The organism is Thalassospira indica, from assembly GCF_003403095.1.
Lineage (GTDB): Bacteria > Pseudomonadota > Alphaproteobacteria > Rhodospirillales > Thalassospiraceae > Thalassospira > Thalassospira indica.
Genome location: NZ_CP031555.1, coordinates 138581 through 153889 on the forward strand (window position 1 = coordinate 138581; position 15309 = coordinate 153889).

General features: G+C 55.0%; 15 protein-coding genes and 1 tRNA gene. 9 read left to right on the forward strand and 7 right to left on the reverse strand.

Features of this window, described 5'->3' with window-relative positions; translation table 11 throughout:
* Positions 1–303: 303 nt before the first annotated feature.
* The 3 genes from rpsA to aroA all read right to left on the reverse strand — a co-directional run bounded on the left by rpsA (position 304) and on the right by aroA (position 4302).
* Positions 304–2007, reverse strand: coding sequence for a 30S ribosomal protein S1 (rpsA, locus tag DY252_RS00640; protein ID WP_008888955.1), 1704 nt, complete (start codon positions 2005–2007; stop codon positions 304–306).
* A gap of 232 nt (positions 2008–2239) precedes the next feature.
* Positions 2240–2884, reverse strand: coding sequence for a (d)CMP kinase (gene cmk / locus DY252_RS00645; RefSeq protein WP_063085978.1), 645 nt, complete (start codon positions 2882–2884; stop codon positions 2240–2242).
* Positions 2885–2958: 74 nt separating this feature from the next.
* Positions 2959–4302: a 3-phosphoshikimate 1-carboxyvinyltransferase gene (gene aroA / locus DY252_RS00650; protein ID WP_064788321.1), complete on the reverse strand. Its 1344-nt coding sequence runs from the start codon at positions 4300–4302 to the stop codon at positions 2959–2961.
* Between the two features lie 360 nt (positions 4303–4662).
* Between aroA and DY252_RS00655 the strand changes: the two genes are divergently transcribed.
* The 3 genes from DY252_RS00655 (at position 4663) to DY252_RS00665 (ending at position 5690) form a co-directional block, all read left to right on the forward strand.
* Positions 4663–4968 (forward strand): FYDLN acid domain-containing protein, encoded by a 306-nt coding sequence (locus DY252_RS00655; RefSeq protein ID WP_008888952.1) that lies wholly within the window; start codon positions 4663–4665, stop codon positions 4966–4968.
* 96 nt (positions 4969–5064) lie between these two features.
* A tRNA-Ala gene (locus DY252_RS00660) sits at positions 5065–5140 on the forward strand.
* 85 nt (positions 5141–5225) lie between these two features.
* Positions 5226–5690, forward strand: a complete 465-nt coding sequence (locus DY252_RS00665) for a YtoQ family protein (RefSeq protein WP_064788044.1) — start codon at positions 5226–5228, stop codon at positions 5688–5690.
* 21 nt (positions 5691–5711) lie between these two features.
* Here DY252_RS00665 and DY252_RS00670 read toward each other — a convergent pair whose 3' ends face one another.
* The 3 genes from DY252_RS00670 to DY252_RS00680 form a co-directional block, all read right to left on the reverse strand.
* On the reverse strand, positions 5712–6881 hold the full coding sequence (locus DY252_RS00670) for a pyridoxal phosphate-dependent aminotransferase (protein WP_064788043.1): 1170 nt from the start codon (positions 6879–6881) through the stop codon (positions 5712–5714).
* A complete protein-coding gene (locus DY252_RS00675; protein ID WP_064788042.1) occupies positions 6878–7576 on the reverse strand; it encodes a TetR family transcriptional regulator C-terminal domain-containing protein in 699 nt (232 codons plus the stop codon). The genes DY252_RS00670 and DY252_RS00675 overlap by 4 nt, the downstream gene beginning before the upstream one ends.
* A 71-nt stretch (positions 7577–7647) precedes the next feature.
* Complete coding sequence (locus DY252_RS00680) at positions 7648–8604, reverse strand: NAD(P)-dependent oxidoreductase (protein ID WP_064788041.1); 957 nt, start codon at positions 8602–8604, stop codon at positions 7648–7650.
* A 163-nt stretch (positions 8605–8767) separates the two neighbouring features.
* Here DY252_RS00680 and DY252_RS00685 point away from each other — a divergent pair, with 163 nt between their 5' ends.
* The 3 genes from DY252_RS00685 to DY252_RS00695 all read left to right on the forward strand — a co-directional run bounded on the left by DY252_RS00685 (position 8768) and on the right by DY252_RS00695 (position 11827).
* On the forward strand, positions 8768–9556 hold the full coding sequence (locus DY252_RS00685) for a class II aldolase/adducin family protein (RefSeq protein WP_231959654.1): 789 nt from the start codon (positions 8768–8770) through the stop codon (positions 9554–9556).
* Positions 9557–10168: 612 nt separating this feature from the next.
* Complete coding sequence (locus DY252_RS00690) at positions 10169–10387, forward strand: hypothetical protein (protein ID WP_008888946.1); 219 nt, start codon at positions 10169–10171, stop codon at positions 10385–10387.
* A 525-nt stretch (positions 10388–10912) separates the two neighbouring features.
* Positions 10913–11827, forward strand: coding sequence for a 50S ribosomal protein L11 methyltransferase (locus DY252_RS00695; RefSeq protein ID WP_064788038.1), 915 nt, complete (start codon positions 10913–10915; stop codon positions 11825–11827).
* A gap of 80 nt (positions 11828–11907) precedes the next feature.
* On the opposite strand, the gene DY252_RS00700 is transcribed toward DY252_RS00695, so the two are convergent.
* Positions 11908–12882, reverse strand: coding sequence for a class I SAM-dependent DNA methyltransferase (locus tag DY252_RS00700; RefSeq protein WP_064780332.1), 975 nt, complete (start codon positions 12880–12882; stop codon positions 11908–11910).
* A 306-nt stretch (positions 12883–13188) separates the two neighbouring features.
* Between DY252_RS00700 and DY252_RS00705 the strand changes: the two genes are divergently transcribed.
* The 3 genes from DY252_RS00705 to DY252_RS00715 all read left to right on the forward strand — a co-directional run bounded on the left by DY252_RS00705 (position 13189) and on the right by DY252_RS00715 (position 15250).
* Positions 13189–13626, forward strand: a complete 438-nt coding sequence (locus DY252_RS00705) for a YeeE/YedE family protein (protein ID WP_425451889.1) — start codon at positions 13189–13191, stop codon at positions 13624–13626.
* The gene (locus tag DY252_RS00710; RefSeq protein WP_064788037.1) at positions 13626–14051 is read left to right on the forward strand and encodes a DUF6691 family protein; all 426 of its coding nucleotides are present in this window, start codon (positions 13626–13628) and stop codon (positions 14049–14051) included. The genes DY252_RS00705 and DY252_RS00710 overlap by 1 nt, the downstream gene beginning before the upstream one ends.
* Before the next feature lie 473 nt (positions 14052–14524).
* Positions 14525–15250 (forward strand): type 1 glutamine amidotransferase, encoded by a 726-nt coding sequence (locus DY252_RS00715; protein ID WP_064788036.1) that lies wholly within the window; start codon positions 14525–14527, stop codon positions 15248–15250.
* Positions 15251–15309 lie beyond the last annotated feature (59 nt).

Sequence of the window (15309 nt, forward strand, 5' to 3'; positions counted from 1 at the left end):
CAAACCCGTCTCTTCAAATGGTTTTTATCGACCCGGAAGGCAAGAACAAAAAGCGTTTAAAATCAAAATTTTCGCGAAAAATGCCGATATCGGCAGAGTCGGGCTAAAATTCAGCCCCAAAAAGCAGATGATATACAATTTGGCGCCCTTTACAGGGCCACCGGGCATTGGGCGGATATATCGGCCATTCTCCGCGCATCAACTTGCCAGATCTAGAACCCGGACAAAAGAAAACGGGCCGCGCAATGCGCGACCCGTCTTTTCGTTCTGCAAGACTGCAGAGCGTATTCGTCGGAGGGTGGCTTATTCGCCGCCTTCCTGTTTCTTACGCAGAGCTTCGCCGAGGATGTCGCCGAGCGATGCGCCGCTGTCTGCCGAACCGTAATCCGCCATTGCTTTCTTCTCGTCAGCAACTTCAAGAGCTTTGACAGAGAGGGAAACCTTGCGGGTTTTGGAGTCGATTGCAGTAACGCGTGCGTCGACTTTTTCACCAACTGCAAAGCGTTCCGGACGCTGTTCAGAACGCTCACGCGCCAGCTCAGCTTTACGGATGAAGCCTTTGAGTTCGGTGTCGCCAACCGAAACCTCTATGCCACCGTCGTTAACTTCGGTAACTTCACAGGTTACAGCGTCGCCACGTTTGATGCCGACAACGGCGTCTTTGAACGGATCACCAGACAGCTGTTTGATGCCGAGCGAGATGCGTTCTTTTTCGACGTCAACGTCAAGAACCTTGGCTTTGACGATGTCGCCTTTTTTGTATTCTTTGATGACTTCTTCACCAGCGCGGTCCCATGACAGGTCCGAGAGGTGAGCCATACCGTCGATACCGCCCATGAGGCCAATGAACAGACCGAATTCGGTGATGTTCTTGACTTCGCCTTCGATCTCGGACTCGACCGGATGAGCTGCCAGGAAGGCATCCCACGGGTTCGAGGTGCACTGCTTGAGACCAAGCGAGATACGGCGTTTCTGGGCATCGACGTCGAGCACCATGACTTCGACTTCCTGCGAGGTCGAAACGATTTTGCCCGGGTGGATGTTTTTCTTGGTCCAGGACATTTCGGAAACGTGGACCAGGCCTTCGACACCAGCTTCGAGTTCGACGAATGCGCCGTAATCGGTGATGTTGGTGACACGACCTTCGAATTTCGAACCGACCGGGTATTTGGCTTCGACGCCTTCCCACGGATCAGCTTCAAGCTGCTTCATGCCAAGCGAGATACGCTGGGTTTCGCTGTTGAAGCGGATAACCTGGACTTTAACAGTCTGGCCGATCTGGAGAGCTTCGGACGGATGGTTGATACGTTTCCAAGCAATGTCGGTAACGTGCAGCAGGCCATCAACGCCACCAAGATCGACGAATGCGCCGTAATCGGTGATGTTTTTGACGACGCCGTCAAGGATCTGACCTTCCTGAAGGTTCTGGATCAGTTCAGCACGCTGTTCTGCACGGGTCTCTTCGAGAACGGCACGACGCGAAACAACGATGTTGCCGCGCGAACGATCCATTTTCAGGATCTGGAACGGCTGCGGGTTGTTCATCAGCGGGGTGACGTCACGAACCGGACGGATATCAACCTGGGAACCCGGAAGGAACGCAACTGCGCCCGACAGGTCAACGGTGAAGCCGCCTTTAACACGACCAAAGATGGTGCCGTCGACGCGTTTGCCTTCGGAGAACTGTTTTTCCAGCTCAACCCAAGCTTCTTCGCGGCGCGCTTTTTCGCGCGACAGGACGATCAGGCCATCCTTGTTTTCATAGCGGTCGACATAAACATCAACGGTATCGCCAATGTTTACTTCGCCTGCGCCAAATTCTTTAAGCGGAACGCGGCCTTCGGATTTCAGGCCGACATCGACGATGGCATCATCGTCAGTTTTTTTAACGACCGAACCGGTCATTACGCGGCCAACAAAACCTTCGTCTTCAGAACCAAGGGTTTCAGCCAGCAGGGCGGCAAAATCTTCGCCAGTCGAGAATTGTGCTTCTTCAGCGGTGGTCATAAACCAGACTTCCTTTCGAGTATCGTCACTATATTCTGGCCAACCGGTTGTGTCCGGTGGTCTTTGCCGCAAAATCGCGGCGATTTGTCATTCAGTGTTCAAACCCGAACGCATGTGAAGGCGAACCTTCCATACACGAAAAGGTGAACGCACAAGTCGTTCACCTTAGGAACAGGCCAAAGGACCGGTACCTCGGGATCGTTCAACGCCTGACGGTTAAAACGCCTTTTGATCAGTCATCCGCACCCATATGGGTATGGATATGTGCCATGACGGCATCGAACACTGCGTTGGCATTCAGACGGTCCGTATCAATATGGATTGCGTCATCTGCCATCTTGAGCGGTGCGACATCGCGAGCACTGTCTCGGGCATCCCGTTCTTCAAGCTCTTTAAGAACGCGCTCGTATATAGCAGCGGGATTTTTTTCCTGCAACTGTTTGAACCGACGGTTTGCACGTTCTTCGACACTGGCTGTCAGATAAAACTTGATCGGTGCTTCCGGACAGACGACCGTTCCGATGTCGCGACCATCCAATACGGCACCACGTTTACCGCCCGGCGGGGTGGTGGCAAGGGTGCGCTGAAAATCAAGCAACACCTCGCGAACCCTTGGAATCGCTGCAACTTTTGAGGCCGCGGTCCCGACTTCCTCGCTGCGAAGGGCCTCACCTTCGAGATCGGACGCGCTCAGATTTTCGGCCGCGGCCACAGCAGCGGCTTCATCAGCAGGGTCGCCATTTTCGGCCAGAACTTTCGCACCGGTCGCACGATACAGCAGGCCGGTATCGAGATAGGCATAGTCCATTGCTTCTGCGACTCGACGTGCCAAAGTCCCCTTGCCGGACGCGGCCGGCCCATCAATGGCGATGATCATATGGGTCACTCCCTGTGATTATATCTGGTGCATCCATAAGTCCCGAATGGTGACTTATATATTGGTGGGCCCGATCAGGAATGCAGCGCAAATTTCCCGCCCATATCCGCCATCAGGGTTTCAAAGTTCGGGAAGCTCGTGGCAATCGGGTTGGCATCATCGACCGCAACCGGCTTTTCCGCGCCAAGCCCCAGAACCAGGAACGACATCGCGATACGATGATCAAGATGGGTTTCCACCTTGCCACCGCCCGGCACCACACCGCCAGTGACAATCAGATCATCGCCTTCGATCCGGTGAATGACGCCATTGGCTTCAAGACCGGCGGCCACCGCTGCCAAACGATCCGATTCCTTCACGCGCAGCTCTTCAAGATCACACATGCGCGTTTCACCCTCGGCATAGGCCGCAGCCACGGCAAGAACCGGGTATTCATCGATCATCGACGGGGCGCGTTCGGCCGGAACGACAATGCCCTTAAGGCGGTTCTTGCCGGTCACCACCAGATCGCCGATGGTTTCCCCGGCTTCTTCGCGCTCATTGGTGATCGTGATGTCACCGCCCATTTCAATCAGGGTGGTGATCAGGCCGGTGCGCAGCGGGTTCAGACAGACATCACGAATGGTGACGTAGGAGTCCGGATTGATCAGGGCCGCCACCATCGGGAAGGCAGCAGAGCTTGGATCGGTCGGCACAACAATATCCGCAGCCTTCATTTCGACCGGACCGGTCAGACTGACGGTGCGACCGCCATCGTCATTGACCTTCACATCGACCTCAACCCCGAAGTGACGCAGCATGCGTTCAGTATGATCGCGCGATGGTTTGGGTTCGATTACCGTGGTGGTGCCCGTCGTGTTCAACCCGGCCAGCATCACAGCCGATTTCACCTGGGCCGATGCCATCGGCAGGGTATAGGTCACCGGTTTGGCTTCGTCGGTGCCAATCACCGCCATCGGCGGGCGACCGCGATCACGGGTAATGAATTGTGCGCCAAATTCGGACAACGGATCAGCAACACGGCCCATCGGACGTTTGCACAGTGACGCATCACCCGTGAAAAACGTCGTGATCGGATGGGTCGCAACAATGCCCGCCATCAGGCGAATGCCGGTGCCGGCATTGCCCATGTCAATCACGCTATCGGGTTCACGCAGCGCACCGACGCCAACACCGGTGACATGCCAGGTGCCATCTTCGTCGCGGATGACTGTCGCACCCAGTTTGCGCATGGCATCCGCCGTTGCCAGAACGTCTTCGCCTTCCAAAAGGCCGGTAACCTTGGTTGTACCAATTGCCAGACCACCAAACATCAGGGAGCGATGAGAAATAGACTTGTCACCCGGAACCCGGATATCGCCCGAAAGCGGCCCGGCCTTGGCCGAGGAAAGCGGACGTTTGGTTTGCGAAGAACTCATGGGCTCGTACCTGCCAGTCACTGTTTTATCATCAACAAAAGGCTGATTGAAATTGCACTGCGCGGCGGCCATGTTTTCAGGCGCGCGCGGGCCTTTCAATCAGGGGACCAATGCTCTAGCACAAGCGGTTGGCAGGCACCAGTATCGAACCCGAAATTCGGTGTAGGAAATTGCACGAATGTGCGGCAGATTTGTCCTATCGCCCTGCCAAAGGGAAAATCGCGCAATTTCCTTTTGACAAGGTGCTCGCAAGATGGCAATTGGGCCTTTCAGACAAGACGCTGTGCGTAGCCTTGCTGCGCTTTTGCGACACAAAGTCTTTTTCTTAATTGATAACGGTAATTAAGAGGATTTGCCGTAATGTCAGCACGCGGTAAGAAACGTCACTGCCTCGCCTGTGGTACCAAGTATTACGACCTGAACCGTACCCCGGTTGTCTGCCCGAAATGCAAAACGCCGGACGGGGTGACAAAGGTCAAGAAATCCGCGGTTGCAAAACCGGCACCGGAAGAAGACGAAGATGTCGATGACGTCACCGATCTTGACGATGATGTCGATACCGATATCGACGACGATATTCTCGAAGATGCTTCTGATCTTGGCGAAGATGATGATGATCTTGGCGAAGTCTATGAGCATGTCGAATCAGACGACGACGATCGCTAAGAAATTTTGAAAAAGGGTCTTGCCAACATTTGGCGAACCTTCTAAATATGCGCCGCGCCGCAGAGCCTGCCATGCAGACTGCGTCGCGGACAAAGTGGGGCCGTAGCTCAGTTGGGAGAGCGCTACAATGGCATTGTAGAGGTCGTCAGTTCGATCCTGATCGGCTCCACCATTCAAAACCCGTTGCCTTTGGCGACGGGTTTTGTCGTTTTAGGGTCTGACATACCCCATCATAACGACCACCAAGGGAGAGAAAGATGAGCAAAGTCTGGACCGTCTATTTGTCGGGCGAAATTCACAGCGACTGGCGCGAGCGTATTGAAACCGGCGTGAAAGAAGCCGGCCTTCCGGTCGATCTGGTTGCCCCGATTACCGTGCATGAAGATTCTGATGATTGCGGCGTTGCCGTTTTCGGTGCTGAAGAAAACAAGTTCTGGCATGACCGCAAGGGCGCGCAGCTTAACGCCATGCGCACCAAGACCTTGCTGTCCCAGTCTGATCTTGCCGTCATTCGCTTTGGCGAGAAATACAAGCAGTGGAACGCGGCCTTTGATGCTGGCTATGCCGCCGCCCTTGGCATTCCGTATATTACGCTGCATCCGGCCGAGCATGATCATGCGTTGAAGGAAGTCGATGGTGCGGCCAATGGTGTTGCCCGAGAACCCGAACAGGTGGTTGCAGCACTGGCCTATATCATCCGGGGTGATATGCCCAAGACATAACAAACGCCCAAAGCCGGGCCTTTATGCTGATTTCTCGGCAAAGGCCCGGATGCGTTTGATGGCTTCGCGGAGTTCGTCGTCCGGCACGGTAAGGGCAACGCGAATCAGGTTTTTGGCGTTTTCGCCAAAGGATGCGCCGGGCATGACGGCGACGTTTTGATCATCCAAAAGCCCCCAGGCGAACTCTTCGCCGTTCATGCCGGTGGCACCGACATCGATCATGGCAAACATGCCGCCGGATACCTTTCCCGGTTTAAGCACATCGCATCCGGCAAGTTCGGTCTCGATCATATCAACGCGTGCCGCATAGCTTTTGCACATGCGGGCCGCCGTATCGAAATTGCCGCGAAGTGCCACCTCCGTCGCATCGGCGATGAAGGGCTGATTGCCAAACAGGATGGTTTCGGAAATCGGCAGGACCTTGGTGCAGAGTTCTTCGGGGCCAACGGCCCAGCCACTGCGAAAGCCGGTGGCGGCAAAGGTTTTCGAGATCGAGGATGTGACGATGGTGCGATCACGCAATTCTTCGATTTCAAGTGGGGATGCAAAGGTGCCTTCAAACACCAGATCCTCATAGACCTCGTCACAGACAATCCATAGATCATGTTCGATGGCGATCTTGCCAAGTTCGACCAGTGTTGCGCGATCGAGCAGCGCGCCGGACGGATTGTGCGGCGTATTGAGCAGCAACACGCGGCTTTTCTTGGTGATGGCGGCGCGCAGGTCACCCGGCTGCATGATAAAGCCATGCTCGATCGACAGCGGAACGGATTGCAGTTCCGCCCCCGATGCACGGATCACCCCGGCATAGGTCGCGTAATAGGGATCACCGACCAGTACCCCCTGCCCGGCATCCACCAGCGCCGTCATCACGGTATAAAGGGCGGTCTGCGTGCCGGGAAAACACAGGATGTTTTCCGGCGTAACGTCCGGCCAGACGGGTTTGTATTTTTCCACCAGCGCATCAAGCAGCCCGACTTCGCCCCGACCATTGGAATAATGGGTGCGACCACGCCGCATGGAGGTCTCGCAGGCGTCAATCAGGGCCGGATCGACGGGAATGTCGGGTTCGCCAATTGTCAGCTCAATGATTTTCGCACCTTGGGCCTCGCGATCACGGGCGGTGTTGTGAACGGCCCATTTGGCCCCGCCCAGCTCGGCAAGACGATCGGTAATCTTGGCATATCTCATGATGGCTTACTTTGTTGCTTGGGATGTGTCGGCGCATTCGAGGTGTGATGGGAAATGTCGGGTGCGGACAACGCACCGGCGGGCAATTCAAGCAGGCGTTCGGCAGCACCCGTGATCAGATCGGGCAGGATATCCTGCGCATACAAGCCGGAATTCAGTGCCCCTTCCATCCAAAGCCCATCAATCAGGCCATTGAGTGCAATCGCATGGTTGCGGCAAATCGCCACACTGTGCGGGCAGCCATGATCAACCAGGACAGGCTCGATCAGGGTTTCAAGGACATTGAGAAACTCGCGATAGCCATCCCGGTGAATTTCGGCAAAGTCCCGATCATGACGCACCCGGCCGATGAAGGTCGCCCAAAGCGAGACGGTTTCTTCGTCCATGTTGGGCTTGGTCAGGTTGGCGCGCAGGAAACTTGCCAGCTTGGCCTCTGGCGTTCCTTCGGTCGCACGTGCGCTTTCACTGGCCTGTGCCGTCAGTTGCCCGACCAGATAGGCATAGGCAGTGCGGATCATGTCATCCTTGTTGCCGAAATAATGGCGCACCAGCCCGACTGTCACCCCGGCTTCTTCAGTGATCCGGCGCACCGATGCCCCATGCAGCCCGTCGCGGGCAATGCAGGTTAGCGTCGCCTCGATCAAACTGCGACGGCGGACATCAAGCGACAGGCGTTGAAATGTTTTTCGGCTCATTGTTATACAATTGAATAATTTTGATCGGGTTTCAAGCGTGCAATCGGGTGCGGGTATGTTGAGCGGACCGCTCAGTAGCCCTGACCGCGGCTGACAGCAAGGCTGAGCGGTTTGCCTGCATGCAGTTCACGGGCTGATTGCAGGGTTTGTTCAGCGACAATGCGCGGCGTTGTATCACTGGCGATGTGCGGGGTGATGCGTAGGCGCGGATCGGCCCAGAACGGATGATCTGACGGCAACGGTTCGGCGCGAAACACATCAAGGGTCGCGCCACTGAGCTGCCCGTTATCAAGTGCGGCAACAAAGTCATCCTCGGCCAGATGTTCACCACGTCCGATCTGAATCAGCCAGGCGCCCTTGGCCAGTTTTGAAAACAGCGCCGCATTGAGGATATTCTCGGTCTTGGCCGTCAGGGGCAGGACATTGATCACCACATCCTGACCGGCCACCGATTGCAGAACCGAGTCGTCACCGGTGAAATAGCGCACACCTTCGACGGCATCCGCTGGATCACGGCGGCAGGCAACCGAAACACTAAACCCACAGGCAGCCAAGGCTTTGACAACAGATGCCCCCATGGAGCCATGGCCAAGCACGGCGACCTTGAGATCACGCGGTGGCCGGATCGCAGGCGGGGCCCATTCGGCGCTGGCCTGACTTTGCTGCATCTTTGCAAAGCCGCGTTCAACATGAACAACTTCATGCACTGCATAGCCCGCCATCAGGTCCGCCTGATTGGGGTCGCGCACACGACAGATCGCGACGTCATCATTCAAGCCCGGATGTTTCAGCAAAGCATCCACGCCGGCCCCGACCGACATCGCCATTTCAATATTGGGATAAGGCGAAAACGCCGCCGGGCCCGGCAGCCAGCACACCGCAAAACGGATAAGATCGGGGTTGGTGACTTCATCGGGGTTAAGCAGGCGGACATCGGGTGCCACATCGCCAAAATCAAGCGAATAATAGCTTTTGAGATCCATCGCATCGCTGAGAAGAACACCGTAAATCGGTTCCGCCACCGCCATCAGTCAAAGCCCCTTACATCATCATCTTTTGCGCTGCTGATCCCTGTTGGCGCAGCCAATTTACGGGCACCATACCAAGAAAATTTGCGCTTTGGTTTCATCCTCAGTTAAACAAGTGTATATCAAAGAGTAAAGCCGTTTGATCAGATCAATGGAGGTTGGCATGCATATCGCGACACAGAAGGACGCCGAGACCAGCGTCATGAATGATCCACAAATCAGCGACGGCGAAAAACAGTGCCGTATCGAACTTGCTGCCTGTTACCGGCTGGCGGCGCATTACAGAATGACCGACACGATCTATACCCACATTTCGGCCCGTGTTCCCGGCGAGCCGGGGCATTTTCTGATCAATCCCTATGGCCTGATGTGGGAGGAAATTACCGCCTCTTCGCTGGTGAAAATCGATGTCGATGGCAACAAGGTTGCAGACAGTCCCTATCGGGTGAACCCGGCAGGCTTTACCATCCACAGTGCCGTACATATCGGGCGTCATGATGCCGCGTGGGTGATGCACACCCATACACGATCAGGGTTTGCCGTTTCCTGCCTTGAAGAAGGTCTGATGCCGCTTAATCAGATCGCCCTGCAATATTATGGCCAGATCGGCTATCACGATTATGAGGGCATCGCGCTTGATCTTGAGGAACGCGAAAGAATCGTTGAAGCGCTTGACGCCAACATCGCGTTGATCCTGCGCAATCATGGTCTTTTGACCGTGGGGGCAACTGCCGGGCAGATGTTTTCAAACATGTTTTATCTGAACCGGGCGTGCGAGATTCAGGAATCTACGCTGGCGATGGGAAGACCCCTTCGGAAGATTGATGATGCGGTGATAAAACGTGTTTCCGAACAGTTCAGCCAGATGGCCTATGACGACGGTGATGTTGCCCTGGAGTGGGACGCACAAATGCGCCTTGCCGACCGTCTGGACCCCGGTTTTTGCGACTAGGATATTACGCCGGAAGCGCGCATTCCTCCCCTTCGCAAGCGCGGTAAATACTTGCTGGTTTTGATATTTCTGGACCCGTCACTCAACACGTCCAAATCCCCGGGCGGGAACGAGGGGTATTTGTGATTAAAATTTAATCTGCTCGACCAATTGCGCAAAAGATAATCAAATCCTTCCTTGACACCCACCTGCCGACTGCTACGATTGAATTCAACAAGGTCGGGCCGGAGAATTTTCCGGTGTGTTTTGGTCGGGGTTCGGAGAAAGCCACTTTGATGGCGCACCCAATCCCAACGCATTGAAAATCATAACTTGTGCTGATGCGCGACAGTCGCGATGCGAAACGAGTTTGATGACCAAAACGGGTTAATTGCAAAAGTTGACCCTTATGACCGCCCAGCTGACAGAACGGGTCTTTGGATCGGGCCTTCTGTCATTCCGATGATGCCACCGCGTGGTGGCTTGATGCTGGGATCGCGCAAAGGTCGAGAGTGTTTCTATCAGGTTGCCCGCAGATCTTGGCGGGCATCGGGAACACGTCATGCTGCGGCATCCTTAACCGTCCCCGGCGGTGTGCCGAAGCTCCTGCTTGCCAGACAAGGAGAAGACGACATGCAAGTATCGAACACAATTGATTGCAACGGTTTGTCCCCGGCACCAACTCTTCTGCGGATCATGCAGGCGTTGGTGGGCCGTGAAGACAGCACATCCCCACTCAATGTTCTGGTCGGCGCGGACTGCAATTGTGAAAGTCTGGCAGTTTCGCTTGGCCCGCTTGCCCAAGACGTTCAGCTGGCCAGCGACGCAAAACAGTTTGCCGCCGTAAACTGAGGGGCGCTTTTGCCCTGCCCATGCCGGTGCCATTGCCGGCAATCTTCCCGTTCATGATGCCTGTATGGCGTCACGTCGCGCTCACCTGACCGCGTCAAGAATAAGATAAAACGCTGCGCATCGGCACTGGCTTGTCGATCCCGGTACCGTTCATGCGGGCTTGTCGCGCCAACACCATCCGGTTGCCTTGTCACCGGATTACATGGCGCTTTTTGCCATGCCTGCGGGGTCCCGCGACCGGCTGATGCGCAAGAAAACAGGAAGCACTATGCTAAAGCATGTTGCATTTAATCTGCCCCATTTTGCCGGAGATAACCTACTGTCCGGCGAGGAAAGGGCCGCAGGACGTAGCGGGGCTACGTTCAAGGGTCTTGACGCTGCGGGGCGGAAGGTTATCCCGGCCCGAAGGGTTTGTTTTTGGCTGCGTTTCGCGGCGTTACACCGCTTGACCGATGCGCCGCATCGCTCTGCACGCTGTGCCTTGCCAAACAGCACGCCAAAAACAAACATAATGGAGCAGATTAAATGCAACATGCTTTAGAAGAGAGCAGCGAGACATCCAGCCCATACGCCAGTGATCCCGAAACACCAGATTTTGCCTTTGATCCCGATGATCCCTGGACACAAACCTTCCAGGAAGGCCTTGCACGCGCTGATCTGAAAGGCAAAACCGTTTACGAGGTCGGTGTTGGTACTGGCATCAATGTCGCCTTTATCTTGCAAAGCTGCGGCGCCAAACGCGTTTACGGCAGCGACCTTGACCCCCGCCTTGTCGTTCTGGCAGAGCGCAACATCAAAATCCTTTCCCCCGAACATGCCAAACATTTCAAACCGGTCCATGGCAGTGTCAGCCTTGTCGATACCGATGAGGCACGCGAAAAAATCGCAATGACCGATGTGGTGATTGCCTGCATCCCTCAGGTCGGCGAGCCCAGTGATGAACGCCTGACGGCCTTTCGCGAAGCCCAGTCCATCGAACTGGCCGAAGGGGCCGGTGACGAGGCCGAAGACCATATCGCGCATTATTATCCCTGGAGCCTGTTTGACCAATATCCCTACAACTCGGTCGGGCTTGGCCTGAACGAGGCGCTGATGCGCCGTATTCGCGAACACGCGCCAAAGGCCGAACTGGTGATGAATTTCGGTTGCCGCATTGGCACCGAGATTATTTGCGAATGCTTTGAGGCCAACGGCTACAAACCCGAAAAGATCGCATCAAAGATCGTTCTGCAACATTCCGGAACGGATATTTCGTTTTTCGTATCACTGGAAAAGGCGCTGAACGGGACCGAATATGAAAAGCAGCTTGTTTGCAAATTCTATGGCGACCCGGAAGGAAATCAGCCGCTTTCGGCCACCAAGGCCCAGGAAATGATCAATGATGATCCGAATGTGCCGCTTTATCACGAGGTGGCGGTCATTCGCGGCACACCGGCCTAAGACCTGATCAATGGCACATAAAAACACCCCGCAGCCACAGGCTATGGGGTGTTCTGCATTAAGCAGTTCGCAACGACATCTCAGTGAAGGGTTTGACCCGAGGCCTGATCGGGATCGCCCGGAATGATCAGATCGCCCGCCATCAGCGCCAATGCATCACTTGCACGCGCGACGATGACCCGACCTTCGACCGGATTACCCTTTTCCTGACGCAGAACACCCAAAGTGTCTGAAAGAACGTTAAAGCCACACTCGACCAGCCATTCGCTGATCGCGCGCTGGTGATGGCGGAAGCGTTGCCCGGGACCGAGATCGAACGGGAAGTTATCGCCGTGCTCGAGCGTGAATACCAGCAACCCGCCGGGCTTCATCCGGTCATGGGCAGCACGCAGGGCCGGCACCAGATCGCCAAGATAGTTCAGAACGTCCGCCGCGATGACAACGCTGTAATCCGTTCCGATGTCAGCGGGCATATCGGTGATATCGCCCGCGACCAGGGTGCGATAAAGCCCCTTGGCGCGCGCACGGTTGATCATGCGCGGCGACAGGTCGATGCCATCAATCGCATCAACATGACCAGCGAACACTTCGCCCACAAGCCCGGTACCACAACCAAGATCAAGCACATCCATCGGGCGCAACATCTCCGGCAGGTGAGTCCGGATGGCTTCAAACAAAAGTTCCGGTCCGCGATAGGCCAGTCGATCCCGCAGGCTGATTTCAAACCGTGGGGCATAATCGTCAAACAAGGCCCGCACATAATCGGGCGGCAAGCGATCACGAAGAGCAGCCGCACCAAGCAATGTCAGGCGGACCTCTGCCCCCATGCGGTCCTTGGGATCAAGCATCAGATATTGACGGAAAGCCTCAACGGCGTTTTCGGTTTCACCGGCACGTTCATAGATGTCGCCCAGCGTAAAATGGGCTTCGTCCCAGTCACTATCAGCCGCCAATGCGGCACGCGCCACGTCAATCGCAGCGGTGTAGTCACCCTGTGATACCAGCGCCAATGCGACATCAAGACGCCGACTGGCGGACAGACGATCTTTGCTCATGCATGAAATCCGAAAAGGGGGTTTGGGCAACACGCCGAAACCACAACCAAAGATACTGCTATATCTTCCTATTTTCGGTGTTTTGCAAGATAGATAAAATATCGAAAAATCAAAACCTTATATGTTTTCGGGAATCGTATACCAATGCAAACATGGTGTTGACCGATAATTGGGCGCTTTCGCGTGCGGCTGCATCGATTTTAGCAACGGTTTCCACAAAGAAATTTGGCACAAATTTCCACTGAACCATTGATAAAATCAATTAATTATCATACATTAATATAAATTCTGATTTTGATGGATTGAATGATGGAAAACTTCACTCCGATTTCCGCCCTGATTGGCGGTGGACTTATTGGTCTGGCCTCTGGCCTTTATCTTTTGCTCAATGGGAGAATTGCCGGGATTAGCGGCATTCTTGGCGGTCTGTTGACCCCGACCAAGGGTGGTTCTGCTGTTTTTGAACGGCTGGCCTTTATCATCGGGCTGATTGTTGGTCCGTTCATCCTGATGAACGCAACCGAGATCGAAGCCCAGAGTGTTGTGACAAGCTCATTACCGGTCATCATCATTGCCGGTCTTCTGGTTGGTCTTGGCACTACGATTGGTAGCGGTTGCACCAGTGGTCATGGCATTTGCGGCCTGTCGCGGTTCTCGCTGCGATCGCTGGTCGCGACCCTGTCATTTATGGCAGCAGGCTTCGTCACAGTTCTTGTCACCCGCCATCTGATGGGAGGCATGTAATGCGGATAATTGTTTCCCTGATTTGCGGCACGATTTTCGGCTTTGGCCTTTATATTTCGGCCATGATCGACCCGCAAAAGGTTCTGGGCTTTCTTGATATCTGGGCGATTGCCGATGGGGGTTGGGATCCGAGCCTTGCGTTCGTCATGGGCGGTGGACTGGCGGTTGCCATTCCGATCTTCCAGTTTGCAAAGAACCGGACCGAGGCGGTCTGTGGCGGCGAGATGAGCCTGCCGACCAACCGTGCCATCACCACCAAACTGGTTGTTGGTGGCCTGTTGTTTGGTACCGGTTGGGGACTGGTTGGGTATTGCCCGGGTCCAGCACTCAGTGCACTGGCCTTCGGCCATACAGACACAATTATTTTTGTGGTCGCGATGATTGCCGGCATGGGCGGTGCGCGTGCCATGGGTCTTAACAAGTAAACCCGGCCAAAGCCTGAACCCGATAATCTGCGGCCGGTTTGATCCCCCAGACGCTGGCCGCAGGTTTTGCAACCGCCCGTGCTTTGCGCCGGGCGGTTTCGCATTTCCGGTCAAAATTTGACTAAAATCTCGCAGCACCGGGCTTGTCTTTGGCGTTAAAATCCCATAACTCAGCTAAGGGTCAAAACTCATTCACATGACCGGCCCGGCAACTGATATGAGAGAAAAAGCTAGGAAAATGCCGCAGAGCGGGGTGATCTCCGGTCAAGGGATTTGACGCAGAGGCTTTCTCCTATATCAGTTGTCCTTCGGATCACCCGGATTTGCACGGGCTATTTTGTCGCAAAATCTTGAAAGATGCATATCTTCCTATGATTTTGCTCCGCATATCCGCACAAATCCGGGCGACCGGGGCGATCATGTGAATGAGTTTTGACCCTTAGCGCCACATTGACGTCCATAAAGGTTTTTGCATGAAGATCGGCATTCTTGAGACCGGATTCGCCCCGGAAGAACTTCGCGACGATTTCGCCTCCTACCCTGGGATGCTCGAAAAGCTGCTCGGCGACGTTGACCCGAGTCTTGAGTTTCAAACCTGGACCGTTCTAGAAGACGTTTTTCCGGATTCAATCCGCGATGCTGATGGCTGGGTGATCATGGGATCAAAACATGGCGTTTATGAAAACTTGCCGTGGATGATCCGCCTGCAGGACTTCCTGCGCGATGCGGTTTCTGCCGGTCAGCCGGTCTTTGGTATCTGCTTTGGTCATCAGATTCTGGCAACAGCACTTGGCGGCAAGGTCATCAAATCCGACAAGGGTTGGGGTGTTGGCGTACATGAATACGCGGTTGATGCACGCAACAGCGACTGGCTGTCTGATAGCCCAGCAAATATCCGCATCAATGCTTTCCATCAGGATCAGGTGGTTGAACCACCCGAAGGTGCGACTGTCTGGGCGAGTTCCGATTTTTGCCCCTATGCCGGTTTGCAGTATGGCGATAATGCCGCCTCAATCCAGCCGCATCCGGAATTCATGAAGCCCTATGAAACCGCCCTTTTGCAGGCCCGTTATGACCTGATCCCCAATGATGTGCATGACGCTGCCATGAAGTCGCTTGAAACGCCGATCACGAGTGTTGATTTCGCGCGCTCGCTCGTGAAGTTCATGACCCGGAAGCGAATCAAGTCCGCCGCCTAAGGCCACAGATCATATCGACATCACGCACCAAATCACAGAAAGCCACCGGAAATCCCGGT

Bases quoted from the DNA above. Each gene is read 5' to 3' on its own strand.
- rpsA (WP_008888955.1), bottom strand. From the start codon at position 2,007: ATGACCACCGCTGAAGAAGCACAATTCTCGACTGGCGAAGATTTTGCC.
- cmk (WP_063085978.1), bottom strand. From the start codon at position 2,884: ATGATCATCGCCATTGATGGGCCGGCCGCGTCCGGCAAGGGGACTTTG.
- aroA (WP_064788321.1), bottom strand. From the start codon at position 4,302: ATGAGTTCTTCGCAAACCAAACGTCCGCTTTCCTCGGCCAAGGCCGGG.
- DY252_RS00655 (WP_008888952.1), top strand. From the start codon at position 4,663: ATGTCAGCACGCGGTAAGAAACGTCACTGCCTCGCCTGTGGTACCAAG.
- DY252_RS00665 (WP_064788044.1), top strand. From the start codon at position 5,226: ATGAGCAAAGTCTGGACCGTCTATTTGTCGGGCGAAATTCACAGCGAC.
- DY252_RS00670 (WP_064788043.1), bottom strand. From the start codon at position 6,881: ATGAGATATGCCAAGATTACCGATCGTCTTGCCGAGCTGGGCGGGGCC.
- DY252_RS00675 (WP_064788042.1), bottom strand. From the start codon at position 7,576: ATGAGCCGAAAAACATTTCAACGCCTGTCGCTTGATGTCCGCCGTCGC.
- DY252_RS00680 (WP_064788041.1), bottom strand. From the start codon at position 8,604: ATGGCGGTGGCGGAACCGATTTACGGTGTTCTTCTCAGCGATGCGATG.
- DY252_RS00685 (WP_231959654.1), top strand. From the start codon at position 8,768: ATGCATATCGCGACACAGAAGGACGCCGAGACCAGCGTCATGAATGAT.
- DY252_RS00690 (WP_008888946.1), top strand. From the start codon at position 10,169: ATGCAAGTATCGAACACAATTGATTGCAACGGTTTGTCCCCGGCACCA.
- DY252_RS00695 (WP_064788038.1), top strand. From the start codon at position 10,913: ATGCAACATGCTTTAGAAGAGAGCAGCGAGACATCCAGCCCATACGCC.
- DY252_RS00700 (WP_064780332.1), bottom strand. From the start codon at position 12,882: ATGAGCAAAGATCGTCTGTCCGCCAGTCGGCGTCTTGATGTCGCATTG.
- DY252_RS00705 (WP_425451889.1), top strand. From the start codon at position 13,189: ATGATGGAAAACTTCACTCCGATTTCCGCCCTGATTGGCGGTGGACTT.
- DY252_RS00710 (WP_064788037.1), top strand. From the start codon at position 13,626: ATGCGGATAATTGTTTCCCTGATTTGCGGCACGATTTTCGGCTTTGGC.
- DY252_RS00715 (WP_064788036.1), top strand. From the start codon at position 14,525: ATGAAGATCGGCATTCTTGAGACCGGATTCGCCCCGGAAGAACTTCGC.